At 55.9% G+C, this 15,682-nt stretch carries 15 protein-coding genes and 1 pseudogene; 8 read left to right on the top strand and 8 right to left on the bottom strand.

The window, feature by feature from the left end:
* Complete coding sequence (locus IC37_RS01750; RefSeq protein WP_030130765.1) at positions 1-1,428, top strand: amidase; 1,428 nt, start codon at positions 1-3, stop codon at positions 1,426-1,428.
* Between the two features lie 372 nt (positions 1,429-1,800).
* The gene (alr, locus tag IC37_RS01745; RefSeq protein WP_030130766.1) at positions 1,801-3,042 is read left to right on the top strand and encodes an alanine racemase; all 1,242 of its coding nucleotides are present in this window, start codon (positions 1,801-1,803) and stop codon (positions 3,040-3,042) included.
* A gap of 72 nt (positions 3,043-3,114) precedes the next feature.
* Here the strand turns inward: alr and IC37_RS01740 are convergent, their stop codons facing one another.
* Positions 3,115-3,708, bottom strand: coding sequence for a LysE family translocator (locus IC37_RS01740; protein ID WP_030130767.1), 594 nt, complete (start codon positions 3,706-3,708; stop codon positions 3,115-3,117).
* A 108-nt stretch (positions 3,709-3,816) separates the two neighbouring features.
* Here IC37_RS01740 and IC37_RS01735 point away from each other — a divergent pair, with 108 nt between their 5' ends.
* Positions 3,817-4,278 carry an Lrp/AsnC family transcriptional regulator gene (locus tag IC37_RS01735; RefSeq protein ID WP_218244333.1) on the top strand — a complete coding sequence of 154 codons (462 nt, stop codon included), beginning with the start codon at positions 3,817-3,819 and terminating at the stop codon, positions 4,276-4,278.
* A 213-nt stretch (positions 4,279-4,491) separates the two neighbouring features.
* Positions 4,492-6,615, top strand: a complete 2,124-nt coding sequence (locus tag IC37_RS01730) for a TonB-dependent siderophore receptor (protein WP_030130769.1) — start codon at positions 4,492-4,494, stop codon at positions 6,613-6,615.
* A 420-nt stretch (positions 6,616-7,035) separates the two neighbouring features.
* On the opposite strand, the pseudogene IC37_RS30810 reads toward IC37_RS01730, so the two are convergent.
* Positions 7,036-7,104 (bottom strand): annotated as a pseudogene (locus IC37_RS30810) (DNA-binding response regulator); the annotation flags it as partial.
* Between the two features lie 90 nt (positions 7,105-7,194).
* Between IC37_RS30810 and IC37_RS01725 the strand changes: the two are divergent.
* The 3 genes from IC37_RS01725 (at position 7,195) to IC37_RS01710 (ending at position 10,246) form a co-directional block, all read left to right on the top strand.
* Positions 7,195-7,854, top strand: coding sequence for a LysE family translocator (locus tag IC37_RS01725; protein ID WP_051414833.1), 660 nt, complete (start codon positions 7,195-7,197; stop codon positions 7,852-7,854).
* A 901-nt stretch (positions 7,855-8,755) separates the two neighbouring features.
* Positions 8,756-9,274 (top strand): hypothetical protein, encoded by a 519-nt coding sequence (locus IC37_RS01715; protein ID WP_081729357.1) that lies wholly within the window; start codon positions 8,756-8,758, stop codon positions 9,272-9,274.
* Positions 9,275-9,862: 588 nt separating this feature from the next.
* Entirely contained in the window at positions 9,863-10,246 is a 384-nt protein-coding gene (locus IC37_RS01710) for a c-type cytochrome (protein ID WP_081729358.1), read from the top strand.
* A gap of 62 nt (positions 10,247-10,308) precedes the next feature.
* Here IC37_RS01710 and IC37_RS01705 read toward each other — a convergent pair whose 3' ends face one another.
* From IC37_RS01705 to IC37_RS01685, 6 genes are all read right to left on the bottom strand, one after another.
* Positions 10,309-10,956 (bottom strand): helix-turn-helix domain-containing protein, encoded by a 648-nt coding sequence (locus tag IC37_RS01705; protein WP_030130773.1) that lies wholly within the window; start codon positions 10,954-10,956, stop codon positions 10,309-10,311.
* Positions 10,953-11,114 carry a hypothetical protein gene (locus IC37_RS30035; RefSeq protein ID WP_177409366.1) on the bottom strand — a complete coding sequence of 54 codons (162 nt, stop codon included), beginning with the start codon at positions 11,112-11,114 and terminating at the stop codon, positions 10,953-10,955. The genes IC37_RS01705 and IC37_RS30035 overlap by 4 nt, the downstream gene beginning before the upstream one ends.
* 134 nt (positions 11,115-11,248) lie before the next feature.
* The gene (locus IC37_RS01700) at positions 11,249-12,436 is read right to left on the bottom strand and encodes an MFS transporter (protein ID WP_030130774.1); all 1,188 of its coding nucleotides are present in this window, start codon (positions 12,434-12,436) and stop codon (positions 11,249-11,251) included.
* Between the two features lie 61 nt (positions 12,437-12,497).
* The gene (locus IC37_RS01695; protein ID WP_030130775.1) at positions 12,498-13,196 is read right to left on the bottom strand and encodes a dienelactone hydrolase family protein; all 699 of its coding nucleotides are present in this window, start codon (positions 13,194-13,196) and stop codon (positions 12,498-12,500) included.
* Positions 13,197-13,243: 47 nt separating this feature from the next.
* Complete coding sequence (locus IC37_RS01690) at positions 13,244-13,759, bottom strand: DoxX family protein (protein ID WP_030130776.1); 516 nt, start codon at positions 13,757-13,759, stop codon at positions 13,244-13,246.
* Between the two features lie 153 nt (positions 13,760-13,912).
* Complete coding sequence (locus tag IC37_RS01685; RefSeq protein WP_030130777.1) at positions 13,913-14,542, bottom strand: ferric reductase-like transmembrane domain-containing protein; 630 nt, start codon at positions 14,540-14,542, stop codon at positions 13,913-13,915.
* Between the two features lie 229 nt (positions 14,543-14,771).
* Between IC37_RS01685 and glsB the strand changes: the two genes are divergently transcribed.
* Complete coding sequence (glsB, locus tag IC37_RS01680; RefSeq protein WP_030130778.1) at positions 14,772-15,680, top strand: glutaminase B; 909 nt, start codon at positions 14,772-14,774, stop codon at positions 15,678-15,680.
* Positions 15,681-15,682 lie beyond the last annotated feature (2 nt).

The following is a 15,682-nucleotide window of genomic DNA, read 5'->3' as shown; positions in this document are numbered from 1 at the left end:
ATGAGCACCATAGATCGAGTTACTTCCTACAGTATTGCCCAGTTGCAGCAGGCGCTGGATGCGGGATGGCTGACTAGCGAAGCGCTGGTTCGTGCGCAACTGGCACGCATCGAGCACTTTGACGAGCAGCTCAATGCCTATGTCGAGGCCTATCCCACGCGAGCGCTCAATGCGGCCATCGCTGCGGATCGTCAACGTGCAGCTGGCATACGTTTGGGACCGCTGCATGGCATTTCTCTGGCGATCAAGGATTTGTTCGAGATCGATGGCCAGGCCATCACGGGTGGGTCATTGGCACAGGCACCGCGTGTTTCGAGGTTGACCGCCACTGCAGTGCAACGCCTGGAGCGTGCCGGAGCAATCATTCTTGGCAAGACCCACACCGTCGAATTCGCTTTCGGCGGCTGGGGCACCAACGCGGTGATGGGCACGCCGTGGAACCCATGGGACCGCAACGTGCATCATGCTCCGGGTGGCTCAAGCAGCGGCTCGGCAGTGGCCGTGGCCGGTGGGTTGGCAAGCGCTGCGTTGGGCACCGATACCGGTGGCTCGGTGCGAATTCCTGCGGGCATGTGCGGCTTGGTCGGGCTGAAAACCACGCGTGGGCTTATCAGTCGTCATGGCTTGATCGAACTGTGTCCGTCCCTGGATTCGGTGGGGCCTATCACCCACACAGTTGAAGATGCGGCGTGGATGCTGGATGCACTGCTGGGCCCGGACCCGCTGGATCCGGTTTCGGCCCAGGCGCCTGTATTCAGCGCCACTGCCGGTCTCAATCAGCCGGTAGCCGGTTTGCGCATCTGGGTATTGCCACAGGCCGAACGAGCGCATGTCGCTCCTGGAGTGCTGAAGGCTTACGATTTGGGGCTCGAGCAGCTGGCCGCGTTGGGCATGCAACTGATCGAGCAACCGTTACCCACGTCGTTGGAGCAGTGCATGCGCATCGCGGGTGGGCTGATGAGCGCCGAAGGTTATGCCAGTCTGGGTAGCTTGTTCGAGCGCGACGATCTGCGTTTCGACCCCCATGTTCAACGTCGCGTACTCAGTGGTCGCGCCATCGACGCAGCGTCGTATATCCAGTTGCACAATCAGCGCCGCGCCGCTCGGCACGCCATGCAGGAGGCCATGACCAACATAGACGCCTGCGCTTTCCCGACTAACGCCATTGGCAGTGTGCCGTTGGATGAGGTCGATGAATATGGTACGCCACTGGCCTTGTTGGGGCGGTTCGCCAACTTGCTGAACCTGTGTTCGGTGGCGCTGCCCATCGGGTTCGATGAAAAGTGCATGCCGGTTTCGATGCAGATTGTGGGTCGGGCATTCGCCGAACCACTGATTCTGCGCATCGGCCATGCCTATCAACAGGTCAGCGATTGGCACACGCTACGGCCTGAGGGCTGGGAGCTGGCAGATAACGCGGTTGCGTGATGGGTATCTGTCGAGATCATGGTAATAGCAGCGAACTCGGCAGCCACTGTTTTATCTATCTTTAAGTCATATTCTGCCAACGCCACAAGTTGGAGTGGGGGTTAGAAAATGTCACCTATAAACCCATGTAAAAGCTTAATATATCTGCCCAGTGATTTTGCGAGTTGTCAAGGGTTTCGCCATAAGGGTTAATTTCAAGGATGCGTTTTAATAACGTTTTTCACCCTGCACTGAGTTTGCTTTCGTTGCTATCAGTGGCGTCTCCTGCTGCCAATAAAGTCAGGCCATTTCCTTAGTCGGGGAGTGGCTTGCGCAGGGTCATATATTGTCAAATCGTTAGTTGTCATGAGCGTTCTTCAGGAGATGTATCGTATGCCTTTCACTCGGACTGTTATTGCTCTTTCTTTAGGTCTGATTATAGGGCAGGGGTATGTTCAGGCTGCACCGCTGCTTTCTTTGGACAGTGGTCAATCTGAGCGGGCCGTCGCAACCAGTAATGCATGGGTTGAGATCAACCAGGCAGCATTTGAAAGCAATATTCGTATGCTCCGGAACACCTTGACGAATAAATCAAGGCTTTGTGCCATTCTCAAGGCGGATGCCTATGGTCATGGTGTCGGGTTATTAATGCCGTCTGTCATGAAAATGGAAGTGCCCTGCGTAGGTGTTGCCAGCAATGAAGAGGCTCGAGTTGTACGTGAAAGCGGATTCAAGGGAGAACTCGTCCGCGTGCGTACAGCGACGTTGGCCGAGGTGGAAGGCGCATTGCCGTACACGATAGAGGAGTTAGTCAGCAACCTCGATTATGCTCGAGAAGTAGCCGCTATTGCTGAAAAGCACGGAAATCGCCTGAAAGTTCACTTGGCGTTGAACGCAGGCGGGATGAGTCGTAACGGTCTGGAAATGAGTACTGAACAAGGCCGGCAAGAAGCCTTGGCGATCACTCGTATGGCACCTCTGGAACTGGTCGGAATCATGACTCACTTCGCGGTGGAGGATAAAGATGATGTTCGGCAAGGGCTCAAGGCTTTCAATGAACAAGCAGCGTGGCTGATTAAGACAGCCGGAATGGATAGAAGTAAAATTACCCTTCATGCCGCGAACTCTTACGCGACATTAGAAGTGCCAGAGTCGCACTTGGACATGGTACGTGCCGGAGGCGCCTTATATGGGATGATGGAATCTTCGCATGCCGAGTACAAACGGGTCATGCAGGTAAAGTCATATGTGGCGTCTGTCAATCAATATCCTAAAGGGAATACAGTGGGGTATGCCCGAACAATTACACTGAATCGTGATTCAAAACTTGCGAATATTCCTGTGGGCTACTCTGATGGCTATCGTCGAGCTTTTACCAATAAAGGCTTTGTCCTTATCGATGGGCAGCGTGCTCCAGTGGTAGGGAAGGTTTCCATGAATACACTCATGGTGGACGTGACAGATATCCCCGCTGTACGCGCTGGCGATCAGGTGGTGCTCTTCGGTAAGCAAGGCGACAGTGAGATCGCTCAGGGTGAACTTGAAGAACTCAGTGGAACATTGCTGGTGGACCTGGCTACCGTTTGGGGGAGTAGCAATCCCAAAGCCCTGGTGGCGGATAAAGTCTCTGACTAACCAGTGGAGTTTGGTCGCTACTGTGATTGTAATGCTCACGCAGTAGCGACTTTCGGCAGTGACGATCGCGGGTCACTGCCCTTGATACAACAGCGTCAACGCGAAGGCGACCAAGAGGAAGGCCGAGGTGTAATCTATCCGCTTTAACCAAGAGGCGTTCAATCGTTTCACGACTGACGAGCATGCTCCCGCAAGGCCCGCCCACCATAGTGAAGACCCAAGAAATACCCCCAGCACAAGCTGTGCGCCAAGTGTCATGTCTGTCTGACTGACTCCCAGTCCAGCAAAAAGCGTCACGAAGCCCAGGATGGTCATTGGGTTGGACAGTGTCAGCAGGCATGTTGTCGAGTACATACCCCAGAGATCCCGGGTTGTTGATGGAAGGGCGGTGATGTCACCTTTTTTTCGCCAGGTTTTCCAGGCTAAGTAGAGAAAGAAAACTGCACCCGCTATCCGCAAGTATCGGGTATCACCGATCAGCGTCAATAATCCAGTCAGTCCAAATAGAGCAGTCAATGCATAGGCCGCATCAGCTGTCGCCGCTCCCATCCCGGTGGTAAATCCTGCCTTGAACCCTCCTCTTAAAGTATTTTGGACACACAGTAAGCCTATCGGCCCGACGGGAGCAGCAATCGCCAAGCCTAGTAGCATTCCCTTGATCAACATGACAGGATTCTCCTTTTTCGGGGTCTCCATTTTGAATGGCTCACCTCTGTGAATCCCATTGCGATTTGATGGTTTGCAGGCCTCTCCACCTAACAAACGATGTTTTCAATGCCGATGACCGACAGACCTCTCGACCGCTTGGACAAACGCCTTTTGGCAGAGCTTCAGGTGGACGCTCGGTTGAGCTTTGCTGAACTGGGAAGGCGCGTGGGGCTCTCGACTCCCGCTGCGGCCGAACGAGTTCGCAAGCTTGAAGATCGAGGTGTGCTGCGAGGATATCGAGCTGAACTCGATAGCCATTCCATTGGTTATCCGGTGACAGCATTCATTAGGCTATACGTCCCTACGGAACACTATGCCAAGGTATTGTCGATCATTGAGGGCATGCCTGAGGTGCGAGAGGCCCATCACGTAACAGGCGATGCTTCATTCGTACTTAAAGTTGTTGCGGCCTCATTGGCTGCGCTGGAAACGTTAATCTCCTCCTTTGATTCATATGGCGGCACCGAAACTTCGGTTGTTCTTTCGACTCGCCTGGCCACCCGTGGCCTACCTATCAATCTCTATTAGCCGAGTTGGGCTTCCAGCGCCGACAAGCCGGTTTAAGGATTAGGCTATTGCATCGCTGATGCCTCTGGCCACGTCGATCATACGAGTTAATTTCGCAACTTTTCACTACTTTGGCGAGATAAAAAAGTATCGACTGAGAATGGGAATTGATATTATTCATCAACTCTCGCCGAGCTCCTGATGTGCCCGGCATTTTCTCAAGGTTGTATGTCGATGCGTCGAACTCTCGTTTCTCTGTGTGTGATCCAAGCCATTTCCCAGACCACCTGGGCTGACCAGGCACCGACTGATCCTGCGTCAATAGAGTTACAAGCGATCGACATCAACGGCACATTCGAAGAGCCGGCCCAAGGCCCGGTCCAAGGGTATCGGGCGACCCGTTCGGCCAGTGCGACGCGCACCGACACTCCGATTCATGAAACCCCACAATCCATCAGCGTGGTCACCCGGGATGTCGTGGAAGACCTCGGCGCCACCCGCCTGCAAGACGCTCTCGATTACGCCGGAGGCGTGGGCCGTGCGAACAATTTCGGCGGCCAGGGCCTGACCACTTTCACCGTGCGTGGCTTTACCACCGGTGAGTTCTACCGCAATGGTTTCCCGATCAACCGCGGTTATCCGAACATGCCCGATGCCAATACCATCGAGCGCCTGGAGGTCCTGCGCGGGCCAGCCACCACCCTCTATGGCCGTGGCGACCCGGGCGGCACCTTCAACGTGGTGTCCAAACAACCCTTGGCCGAGCGCACCGTCACCCTGGGCAGTCAGCTCAACGATCAGGGCATGCGTCGCGGAACGCTGGATGCCTCAGGGCCGCTGGATGATGAAGGGCGACTGGCCTATCGGCTCAACGTGATAGGCGAGGGTGGCGACACCTTCCGTGATCACGTCGAAAACGAGCGTTACGGTGTGGCGCCGGTCCTCGGTTGGCAGGTCAACGACACCACCCGTATCACCTTCGAAGGCGATTTCATGCGCAATAACGCGCCGCTCGATCGGGGCGTGACTCGCTATCGCAATCAGATCGGCGTCGCGTCGCGGGATACTTTTTTCGGTGAAAAGGATGTCGGCAAGCTGCACAACGACAACAACATGGCGCAACTGCGTTTCGAGCATTTCCTGAACGACAACTGGACCTTGGGCGGCGGCACGCAATTTCTCGACGGCAGCCTGCAAGGCAATGCCGTCGAAGCCAACGGTGTCGCTGCCGACGGCCGAACGCTGGGGCGCAACTTCAACTATCGCAAGCTTGAGTGGCAAGACCTTGATGTGCAGTTGAATCTGACCGGGCATTTTTCCACCGGTGGATTCGACCACACGTTGCTCACAGGCATCGAGTATGAGGATTACGATTACAAGTCGATTATCCGTCGCTCCAGTGGGGCGGTGAGTGCCTACCCCATCGACATTTTCAATCCGGTCTACGGCCAGCCGCGTCCGGCGTTGACTCGCACCACCACCCATGATCAGGAAAACCTCAAGACCTATGCCGCTTTCGTCCAAGACCAGGTAACGCTGACCGAACGCTTGAAAGCCTTGGCAGGCGTGCGTTTCGAACGCTTCGAGCATGATTACGACAACAAACTCGTCAACGGTGTGAGCTGGACCAACAGCGACAACGCTGTCACCCCGCGCCTGGGGTTGATCTACGACGTGACGCCGACTGTGGCGATCTATGCCGACACGGCACGGTCCTTCAAGCCCAATAGCGGTGCCAGTCGAACGGGCGGCGGTTTCAAACCTGAAGAAGGCAAATCCTACGAGATGGGGGTCAAGTGGCAGGCCCTCGATCGTCAGTTGAGTGTGGACGCCGCGGTGTATCAGATTGAAAAAAGCAACGTCCTGACGACAGACCCGGTGGACTCGACCTTCAGCGTTGCGGCGGGTGAAGTTCGTAGTCGTGGCTTCGATTTGAATGTGGCCGGCAACCTCACGCCAGAGTGGCGGATGATTGGTGGCTACGCCTATGTGGATGCCGAAGTCACCCAGGACAACGTGCTGAAGTCAGGCACCCGCCTGGTGAACATCCCGCGCAACAGTTTCAGCCTGCTGAACGTCTACGAGTTTCAGGACGGTGGCCTCAAAGGACTGGGCCTGGGGCTGGGCGCCAAGTATGTCGACGAGCGCGCCGGCCAGACCGCGGCCAATGCCTTCTCCATGGATAGCTACGAGGTGTTCGACCTGCTCAGCTTTTACAAAGTCAACGAGCACCTGCGGCTTAATCTTGACCTGAAGAATGTGTTCGACAGCCACTACGATGAAGGCGCCTTTGGCAACGTTTACGCCTATCCGGGCGCGCCGAGAACCGTGCAAATGGGTTTCTCGTACACTTTGTAGGTAGATAGGTAGCGCCCTTGCTGAGGCGGGGCGCAAAGGTGATACAAAAGCCAATGTCGCAACTGACAAGGCGGAAAAAGCCCGAATCGGTGGGCAGCATAGTCATGGACAGACACGCGGAGAACGATGATACGCCTGCACGACCTGCTGACATGCTCGTGTCAGCAGGTCGGGATCTTATAAAACGCCCACTTGGTCGAGTGAGTGGTTGGGAATACCACGTCCATGCGCCAGCTCACCCCAAAGAGGGCCATGCGCAATACCGTCGGCCTCAAGACGTTGCACATCCAGTCGCGAGTCAGGACCGGTCTCTGCAAATGCGAAGCCATGACACGGCACACGATGAGACAACGCAATTGTGTTGATCTGAACATTGCCATTTCGCCAACAACGCTCCCCATGATCACCGTATTGCGCGTCGGTCAAGGGACACCCCAAGGCATTGAGCGACAGGTCCTGTTTGCTCACCACCTGCCCGGCACAACGAGATCACGGTAACCGTTCGACAAATACATCTTCTCGAATTCAGTGGCTTTGACTTTGCAACCTGGTGCGGGCACAGTCTGGCGCTACATGAGGATGGATGCCTCGGTGAGGCTTAAGGAGAATGCCGTGTTTCCGATCAATATCTGGCTTGCCTATACTGCCGCGTGCTTGCTATTGGTACTTGCACCAGGCCCGGACAATCTGCTGGCCATAGGCCGAGGACTCAGTCAGGGCAGGATAGCCGCTATCGTATCGGGCATGGCATCTGGGGCGGGAATTCTCTTTCATGTGGCAACCGCTTCACTAGGACTGACCTTGCTTATGCAGACGTCCGCAGTTGCCTTCTGGGTCGTCAAGCTCATCGGCGCCGGTTATTTACTTTGGCTTGGCATAAAAGTCCTACGCTCTCGTAGCCTGATTAGTTTCCAGCCAGCGACTCGGCAATCACTGCCGAGCATTTTCCTCACGGGATTACTCTCGGCAGCACTCAATCCGAAGCCTGGGTTTTTCGTCCTTGCGTTCATCCCGCAGTTCGTCGACCCACATCGCGGATCAGTGAGTGTACAGATGCTGGTGTACGGCATATGGTTCGCCGCACTTACGGCAGTGGGATTCGCACTGATGGGCGTATTTGCCACTGCACTGTCCCGATTTTTGCGTCAGAGGCCACGTCTGGTAAATGGCCTGAACGTAGGGGCAGGACTCACCTTCGTTGCTTCGGGAGTATCGATAGCGGCACTCAGCCAGAAATAGGATCAGTATATTGGCGTCGCGGGGCTAAGATTTCAGCCTCGCTGAACCTCGGTGATTATGAATGCTGACGACTTTAAGACTTATCTTTTCAGGGCTGAGATCATGGCTCTGTATAGCCGCAAAATTGTCATTCGCCGTCAGAGTTCTGTTCGCATGCTGCCTTTTTATCGCAACCGCTAATCACATCCGTGCAGACGTTTCGCATGGATTGCTCTGGGACTACGGATACGGGCCTGATACTTACTTGGTCAGCCGTATTTTCTGGGGGGCGCTTACGTTTTTTGACCCGCTTGCAGCTTTGCTACTTTTCATCAAGCCAAGAGCCGGAATCGTGCTTACGGTAGCGATTATTATGGTCGACGTAATCCATAACACTTTTTACGTCGCATTGAAGCAACAGTGGCTGGAGCCGTTCTACCTGTCCCAGGTAGCTTTCCTTATCGTAGTATTCCTACTCTCACCCATCGCTTGGAATGGCCCTATTCGGGACGTAGCGCTCACCAATCCAGTCCGACTGTGATTCGCTCCATTTATCGAGATAGCGCGACAGCGCCGTCGGTGAGCGGGTCACCGAGCAATGTTTTGTCGACCTGGCCCGGCCGCTGCGCAAACGTGAGCCGGATAAAAAACGGCATTGTTTAGATCGATTATTTCTTTAGGTTCTTTATATAGTTTTGGCTCGAATATCTATAACGGATAAAACCACGTCTTCGTTTTGATTCCTTATGCGATGAAGAGTATTTCGCCGTTATGACAGACGGCGACGTACCGACCGCGACACTAAAGCGGTTTCAACATCAAATTCTGCTGCTCGGCCATCATCTTGTCGTCCCTTCGCCAGTCCTTAGAATCCGCCTCCATCAGCTTCAACCAACTATCGAATCGCTTAGGGAGTTACACCATGATGAACGCCATGCAGATGCAGATGCCAATGCCGATGATGAACGCCAACATGCCGACGATGCCGATGATGGGCATGCCGATGATGATGGCGACCATGAGCTGCGAAATGATGGACGACGGCATGATGTGCAAAATGATGCCGGCCGCTGGCATGGACATGGCCATGTTCAAGAACAGCGCTGAAATGATGCAGATGATGATGAACTGCGGCATGCCGATGATGATGCATTGCGGCAATATGAGCATGATGTGCATGTCCCAGGCGAGCATGGCCATGCCGATGATGAACATGATGATGCCAATGCCGATGATGGGCATGCCGATGCCGTGGGTGAAGTGCGTGATGGAATGCACCATGATGGCCGACTGCATGATGTGCAAAATCATGCCGATGGCCGGCATGAACATGGACATGATGAAAAGCTGCTGCGACTTGATGATGAAAATGATGAACGATTGCAGCATGCCGATGATGATGAGCTGCAATGGCATGCCGCTGATGTGCTGCACCTGCTGATCCCTGACAGCACAAAAAAAGCCCCCGCGACCTTACGGTTACGGGGGCTTTTTCATTCCAGAAAACACCGAAGGCTCTCTGTGGAGCGGGCTATGTGGCGAGGGGGGCTTGCCCTAATGCCTGTCTTAACTGACTGGCATTAAGGCTTGCGTGCCGGCAGAACGAGATTGCAGGTTTTAGGATTGCTGCGCCGTCCAGCGGGGCGATGGGCGTTCCGACAAGCCCCTCTTCACATAAGCCCACTCCCACAAGGGATGTTCATCCGAGATTGTTCATTAGCCCCTCAGGGCGACCCTTGCAAGCAAGGGCGTCCCGAAGGAAAATGACGGATTTCTAATGACTGTCATTAGGATTTGTTCAGTTAAATCAACGAGTTGACATCAGATTTGCGGGGCGAACATGCCAAGTTGAAACACCGAGGGCTTGTGGGGTAATGCCGGCGAGCCAGTCGACCTCTCGCGGGCGCGAGCACATTGCTAATGAACAATCTCGGTTCAAATGTTATCGAGAGAATTGAATGTTGCAGTGGCAACTCCGGGGTTTGCCCCTCGATTCAGATCTGATTTATACAACAAGGCCACATGAAAAATGAAAATGAAAATATTATTCATCGCTTCGCTAGGAATTTTATCGTTAATTCAAACATCATTATCTTTCGCGGAGAATGTCAATGGGAAAAATCTCTATTTACAGAGATGTGCCATGTGCCACGGAATTGATCTCAAAGCAACAGGAGCATTGGCTAATAAAAGCAATCCACCTACACCTGATCTAACAACATCCGCTTTCAAAAAACGACTAAATGATTATCCGGGCGTTATTGTGTCATCGATAATACTTCGTCCAAATGGAGACTTGATTCCCAGAACTTTGCGAGAGAATGGTGTAAAGCTAGCGCCGTACTCTTGGATGATTAAGGATCTGCGCGATTTAAATCAATACATGAATGGTGTAATTTCAAAAAATCGATGATTTTGAGATGAGCGGTGGGCACGGAAATCCAACAATCTCGGTTCATTGCCCCTTCAGGGTGTTTAATCCAGGCGTTCCGGGTAAGTCACCACCAGATAAGCCACTGCCTCACTGTCGGCGGGGTTACGGTAGCGGTGGGGCTGATCGGCGTAGAACAGGATCGAGTCGCCGGTGGACAGCAGGTAACGTTCATCGTTGACGCTGATTTCCAGTACGCCCTGCGACACCACCAGGTTCTCCTGAACACCCGGACCATGTCCCTCGCAGTGGTCTTCGCCCAAAGGGCTCAGGCGCAGTTCGTAAAATTCCGATTGGCGTGCCACATCGAACGGGAACAGGGCGCGACTGATGAAGGCTCCGCTGGCGCTGACCAGACGTTTGCTCTCACGTGCCGACAACACGGCCACACCTTCGAAGGCCCGATGCTCAAGAAAGGCGGCCACCGAGACCTTCAGGCCTTTGGCAATTTTGCACAGCACTTTGATCGAGGGCACGCTGCGTCCGGACTCGATCTGCGCCAGCATTGCCCGGCTCACACCGCATTGCCGGGCCAGCGCGTCGAGGGACAAGTGTCGCTTGCCCCGCAGCCGTTGCAGGTTCTGGGCGACTCGCTCACAGATCGGCTCTTCTTCCAGTTGTTCCAGATTATTCAAATCCGTCACGGGTTCATCTGCGCTCGCCAGAAATCGCGAGGGTTGCTGCGCGTTCATGCGTGACGGGTCTCGGTCGAATGGGTGGCCTGGACCCATTGATATCCCTGCAAACCGGCGTTACGTGCATACATCTCCCACATGGCCCGTGCCCGCTGCTGAGCCTGTTTGCGTTTGCGGTAGCTGGCGAAGTCGATGAGGTTGTCAGTCGGATTCATGGGGCACTTCACTGTGGTGATGAATGACGGGATGAGCTGAGAGTACGTGGATATTTATATAACTATAAATACTGATTTTGTATTTGTTAATTCTATTTGGTTATTAGTGGTTGCGGCGTCAAAGTCCTCCGGCATTAGGGCTTGCGCAGCAGAAGCAACAATAACGCCGCGGCCGCCAGCATCGCCCCGACGATGAAGGTGCTGGCCGAGCCCGAGGTTTCCCACAGCGCGCCGGCGAGCATACTGGCGATCAACAGGCACACGCCGCTGATCAGATTGAACAGGCCGAATGCCGTGCCCCTGAGTTGGTCGGGCGCGGTATCGGCGATCAGCGTCGCGAGAATGCCTTGGCTGAAGCCCATATGCAGGCCCCACAGGGCCACGCCCGCCAGCATGGTCATGATCGAATCCGCTTGCGCCAATAACAGGTCCGCCAGGATCAGCAGGACGATGCCGACACACAGCACTTTGGTGCGGCTGATCCGGTCGGACAGCCAGCCGGCAGGGTAGGCCGACACCGCATAGAGCAGCGACATGACCACCATCACCAGCGGCACCCAGGTGGCCGTCAGGCCTGTTTGTTGTGCCTTCAGAACCAGAAAGGCCTCGCTGAAACGGGCCAGCGTGAAGAGCCCGCCGACGATCACCACCCACCAATAATCACGGGAAAAATCCCGCAGAACCTTCCAGTGAATAGGCGAGCGAAAGGTGCGTTCGCCAGCGGCAGCGGTCGGTTCTTTTACCCCGCCGACAATCAGCGCCACCGATATCACCGCCGGGATCACCGCAAACCACAACACCAGATGGATCTGACCGAGCCAGAGCATCAGCACGATGGCCAGAATCGGACCCAGAATGGCGCCCACGGTGTCCATCGATTGGCGTAAGCCAAAGCAGGCGCCACGGATTTCGGCGGGCGCGATATCGGCGACCAGCGCATCGCGCGGCGCGCCACGAATGCCTTTGCCGATGCGATCCAGAAAACGCGCGGTGAACACCACCTCTACTGACTGCGCGAGGGGAAAGAGCGGCTTCGACAAGGCGGCCAGACCGTAGCCCATCAACAGCAGGCCTTTGCGCCGGCCGATAAAGTCGCTGATGGCGCCGGAGAATATCTTGGTCAGCATCGCGGTCGCCTCGGCGATGCCCTCGATCACCCCGACGGTCAATGCGCTCGCGCCCAAGGTCGTGACCAGAAACACCGGCAGCAGGCTGTGCACCAGCTCTGACGAAAGATCCATGAACAGGCTGACCAAACCCAAGGCCCAGACCGTGGAGGGGATACGCAGTGAAACCGGTCTGGGTTTTGAGAGGTTGTCCATGCTGGTTTCCGGGATTGAATGCTCACCGATTGTTTATGTCGCCAACCCCAGCGATCAGGCCTTAAAGGTTCTGACTTAAAAATAGCAACGTATTGCCGTGCGCCTCAACCGCCGCCCGTTGGTTGTAGCTGTCACGGTGTGAGCAGTTGAAGCCATGTTCGGCTCCCGGATAAACCTCGATATCGACGTCGTCGTTGAACTCGAAACGTTCGGCGATTTGCTTCACGGCGTCGATGGGGATGTGGCTGTCCTGTTCGCCGAAGTGCATCAGCATCGGCACCTTGAGTTCACCGGCCCGATCCAGTTGGTTCTGAATGCCGCCGCCGTAGTAGGCGATCGCCACGTCGACGAAACCGTTGGCTGCGGTGTTGTACGACAGCATGCCGCCAAAGCAGAAACCGATCGAAGCGATTCTGCCGTCCAGCCCCGGCTGTGCCTTCAGGGTGTCGATGGCCAGTTTGATGTCGGCCTGAGCCTTGGTGGTGTCGGTGGCGTTCATCAGCTCGACGGCGCGTTTCCAGCCGGCTTCGTCATAGCCCAGTTCGATACGGTGGCCGTGGCGCCAGAACAGATCCGGCGCGATGACCAGGTAGCCATCGGCGGCGTATTGCTCGACAACCGAGCGGATGTGTTCGTTGACGCCGAAGATTTCCTGAATCAGCACAATCCCCGGACCTTTACGGGTGTGGGGGATGGCCAGGTAAGCGCCGAATGTGCCTTCGGCGCTGGTGATCTCGATCCATTGGGTGGTTACGCTCATGATGGCTCCTTTACATAAGTTGGGTGGGTTACCGAGGCGCTGGCGTATCAGCGGTGACTGTGCCGCCAGAAGTATCGAGCCAACAGCGCGTCCACGCTGAGTTTGCCAGCTCCCGAGAGCAATAGCGGCATGAGGGCTGCAAGGTAGATCAGCGGCAGTTTGAAGTTGCCGTGGCCTTTATTGCTGATGGCATAACCCTGGGCAAGTTCACTCAATGTAGACCAATCGGCTGGCCAGTGAACGGCAGCGGTCGCAACGATCGTGACCACGATCAGAATAGTCGCCGAGACCCGCGCCCCCAGGCCCACCAGCAGGGCGAGGGCACAGATCAATTCGGCCCACATTGCCAGTTCCCAGTTCAGCGTGGCCGGCACGTGGTTGAAGGGGAATGGGAAGCGGTTCTGGATGTCGGCGAACCAGTTCTGGCCGTTCCATTTTTCCAGGCCTGACTCGAAAAACTCCCAAGCCAGAAACAATCGCAAAGTCAGGGGGGCAATCCAGCTGCCGGCACGGTCGAGGTTCAGGTGCAGGCCTTTGATGGCTGATGAGAGAGAAGTGTTCATGGCTTTAACTCCGGAATTTTAACGACAGGCGCATTCATTGTGGGAGCGGGCTTGCTCGCGAAAGCGGTGTGTCAGGCGACATCAATGTTGACTGATACTCCCTCTTCGCGAGCAAGCCCGCTCCCACAGGGGGATCGTGGTGTTCCAGAGATTTCATTCGGTCAACAGCGCATTCCTGACCGACCGCTTGTACTTCAACGCAATCTTGCCCAGCAGCCGAATGACAATCGCCGAGAACATCAAACCGAACGGCAGGACGTACCAGGCGCTCATGGGGATGCGTTTGAAGTTGGAATAGGTGAAGACCGCCGCGAGCACCCACATGCCGCTGACGTGCAGGGCTTTCCAGGGTTTTGGGCCAATCAGCCGCGCCGTGGTTTTGAAGGAAGTCAGCGCCATTAACAAAATAAACAGATAACCAACCGAGCCCGGAATGTTGCCGACGGTGGTGCGGCCGGGCCAGAACTCGGGGTTCAATTGGCCGTAGCTGTAGATCAGGATGGCGTGCACCAGGTGGGAAAACGCGAAGGCCAGGCCGATGAAGCGTCGCTCGCGCACCAGCGATCGGGTGAAAGGCGAGGGCACCAGCACGGCGAAAGCGGACGCGGTGAACGCGGCGAGAAACAATGCAAACGAAGTGCGTGCGGTAGCGCGAATGGCGCTGCGGGTGGCTTCCACCAGATCCGGGTTGAGCAGCAAAATCAGGCCGGTCATCAACAGCACCAGCAAGGACAGCAGGCCAAACAGCGACCAGCCGTGGTAACGGGGAATTTGGGTCATCATGACAACACTCCTGAGCAAGGGCCGACCTGGTTTTGCCGGTGGTCAGCGGACGGCAGGAGTGTTGCAACCGGGTGTATGGGCGGTATGTCCGAAAGATCGCTCGGTGCAAGTTCATGTATCCTGGGGCGCGATAGATACATTCCCATACAAAACTGTGATTCAACCCCGACCAGCGACGTCTAGCGACAGTGTCCCCGCAATCCCATGGGGCGAGACTTCGGAACCCGGCATGCAAGCGCTGTTGAACGAGATCCTTGACGCAGTCCGACCGTTGATCGGTCAGGGCAAAGTGGCTGACTACATTCCCGCCCTCGGCACGGTGCCGGGCAATCAGTTGGGCATTGCCGTGTATGGCAACGACGGCGAGCTGTTTTACGCGGGGGACGCCGACACGCCGTTCTCGGTGCAGAGTATTTCCAAGGTGTTCAGCCTGGTGCAGGCCATCGACCATTCCGGCGAAGCCATTTGGGAGCGCCTGGGTCACGAGCCGTCCGGTCAGCCGTTCAACTCGCTGGTGCAGCTGGAGTTCGAGCGCGGGCGCCCGCGCAATCCCTTCATCAACGCCGGTGCGCTGGTGATCTGCGACATCAACCAGTCGCGCTTTGCCGCGCCGGCGTTGTCGATGCGCGATTTTGTCCGGCGTTTGTCCGGCAACCCGAATGTCATGGTGGACGGCAAAGTCGCCGAATCGGAATACCAACACCGCGCGCGCAATGCGGCCATGGCTTATCTGATGCAATCGTTCGGCAACTTTCATAATGACGTCGAAGCGGTGCTGCGCAGCTACTTCAGCCATTGCTCGTTGCGCATGAGTTGCGTGGATCTGGCCCGGGCGTTCTGCTTCCTGGCCAACGACGGTTTCTGCAAACACAGCGGCGCCCAGATCCTCAGCGCCCGCCAGACCCAGCAAGTCAACTCGATCATGGCCACCAGCGGGCTGTATGACGAAGCCGGTAACTTCGCCTATCGCGTCGGTTTGCCGGGCAAGAGCGGCGTGGGCGGGGGCATCGTCGCGGTGGTGCCGGGGCAATTCACGGTGTGCGTCTGGTCTCCGGAGTTGAACACCGCCGGTAACTCCCTCGCCGGCATGGCCGCGCTGGAATTGTTGAGTCAGCGGATTGGCTGGTCGGTGTTCTGATG

This window comes from Pseudomonas sp. QTF5 (genome assembly GCF_000512695.2).
Taxonomy (GTDB): domain Bacteria; phylum Pseudomonadota; class Gammaproteobacteria; order Pseudomonadales; family Pseudomonadaceae; genus Aquipseudomonas.
This window is presented reverse-complemented; position numbering and strand designations above follow the sequence as displayed.

Bases quoted from the DNA above. Each gene is read 5' to 3' on its own strand.
- IC37_RS01750 (WP_030130765.1), top strand. From the start codon at position 1: ATGAGCACCATAGATCGAGTTACTTCCTACAGTATTGCCCAGTTGCAG.
- alr (WP_030130766.1), top strand. From the start codon at position 1,801: ATGCCTTTCACTCGGACTGTTATTGCTCTTTCTTTAGGTCTGATTATA.
- IC37_RS01740 (WP_030130767.1), bottom strand. From the start codon at position 3,708: ATGTTGATCAAGGGAATGCTACTAGGCTTGGCGATTGCTGCTCCCGTC.
- IC37_RS01735 (WP_218244333.1), top strand. From the start codon at position 3,817: ATGCCGATGACCGACAGACCTCTCGACCGCTTGGACAAACGCCTTTTG.
- IC37_RS01730 (WP_030130769.1), top strand. From the start codon at position 4,492: ATGCGTCGAACTCTCGTTTCTCTGTGTGTGATCCAAGCCATTTCCCAG.
- IC37_RS01725 (WP_051414833.1), top strand. From the start codon at position 7,195: ATGGATGCCTCGGTGAGGCTTAAGGAGAATGCCGTGTTTCCGATCAAT.
- IC37_RS01715 (WP_081729357.1), top strand. From the start codon at position 8,756: ATGATGAACGCCATGCAGATGCAGATGCCAATGCCGATGATGAACGCC.
- IC37_RS01710 (WP_081729358.1), top strand. From the start codon at position 9,863: ATGAAAATGAAAATATTATTCATCGCTTCGCTAGGAATTTTATCGTTA.
- IC37_RS01705 (WP_030130773.1), bottom strand. From the start codon at position 10,956: ATGAACGCGCAGCAACCCTCGCGATTTCTGGCGAGCGCAGATGAACCC.
- IC37_RS30035 (WP_177409366.1), bottom strand. From the start codon at position 11,114: ATGAATCCGACTGACAACCTCATCGACTTCGCCAGCTACCGCAAACGC.
- IC37_RS01700 (WP_030130774.1), bottom strand. From the start codon at position 12,436: ATGGACAACCTCTCAAAACCCAGACCGGTTTCACTGCGTATCCCCTCC.
- IC37_RS01695 (WP_030130775.1), bottom strand. From the start codon at position 13,196: ATGAGCGTAACCACCCAATGGATCGAGATCACCAGCGCCGAAGGCACA.
- IC37_RS01690 (WP_030130776.1), bottom strand. From the start codon at position 13,759: ATGAACACTTCTCTCTCATCAGCCATCAAAGGCCTGCACCTGAACCTC.
- IC37_RS01685 (WP_030130777.1), bottom strand. From the start codon at position 14,542: ATGATGACCCAAATTCCCCGTTACCACGGCTGGTCGCTGTTTGGCCTG.
- glsB (WP_030130778.1), top strand. From the start codon at position 14,772: ATGCAAGCGCTGTTGAACGAGATCCTTGACGCAGTCCGACCGTTGATC.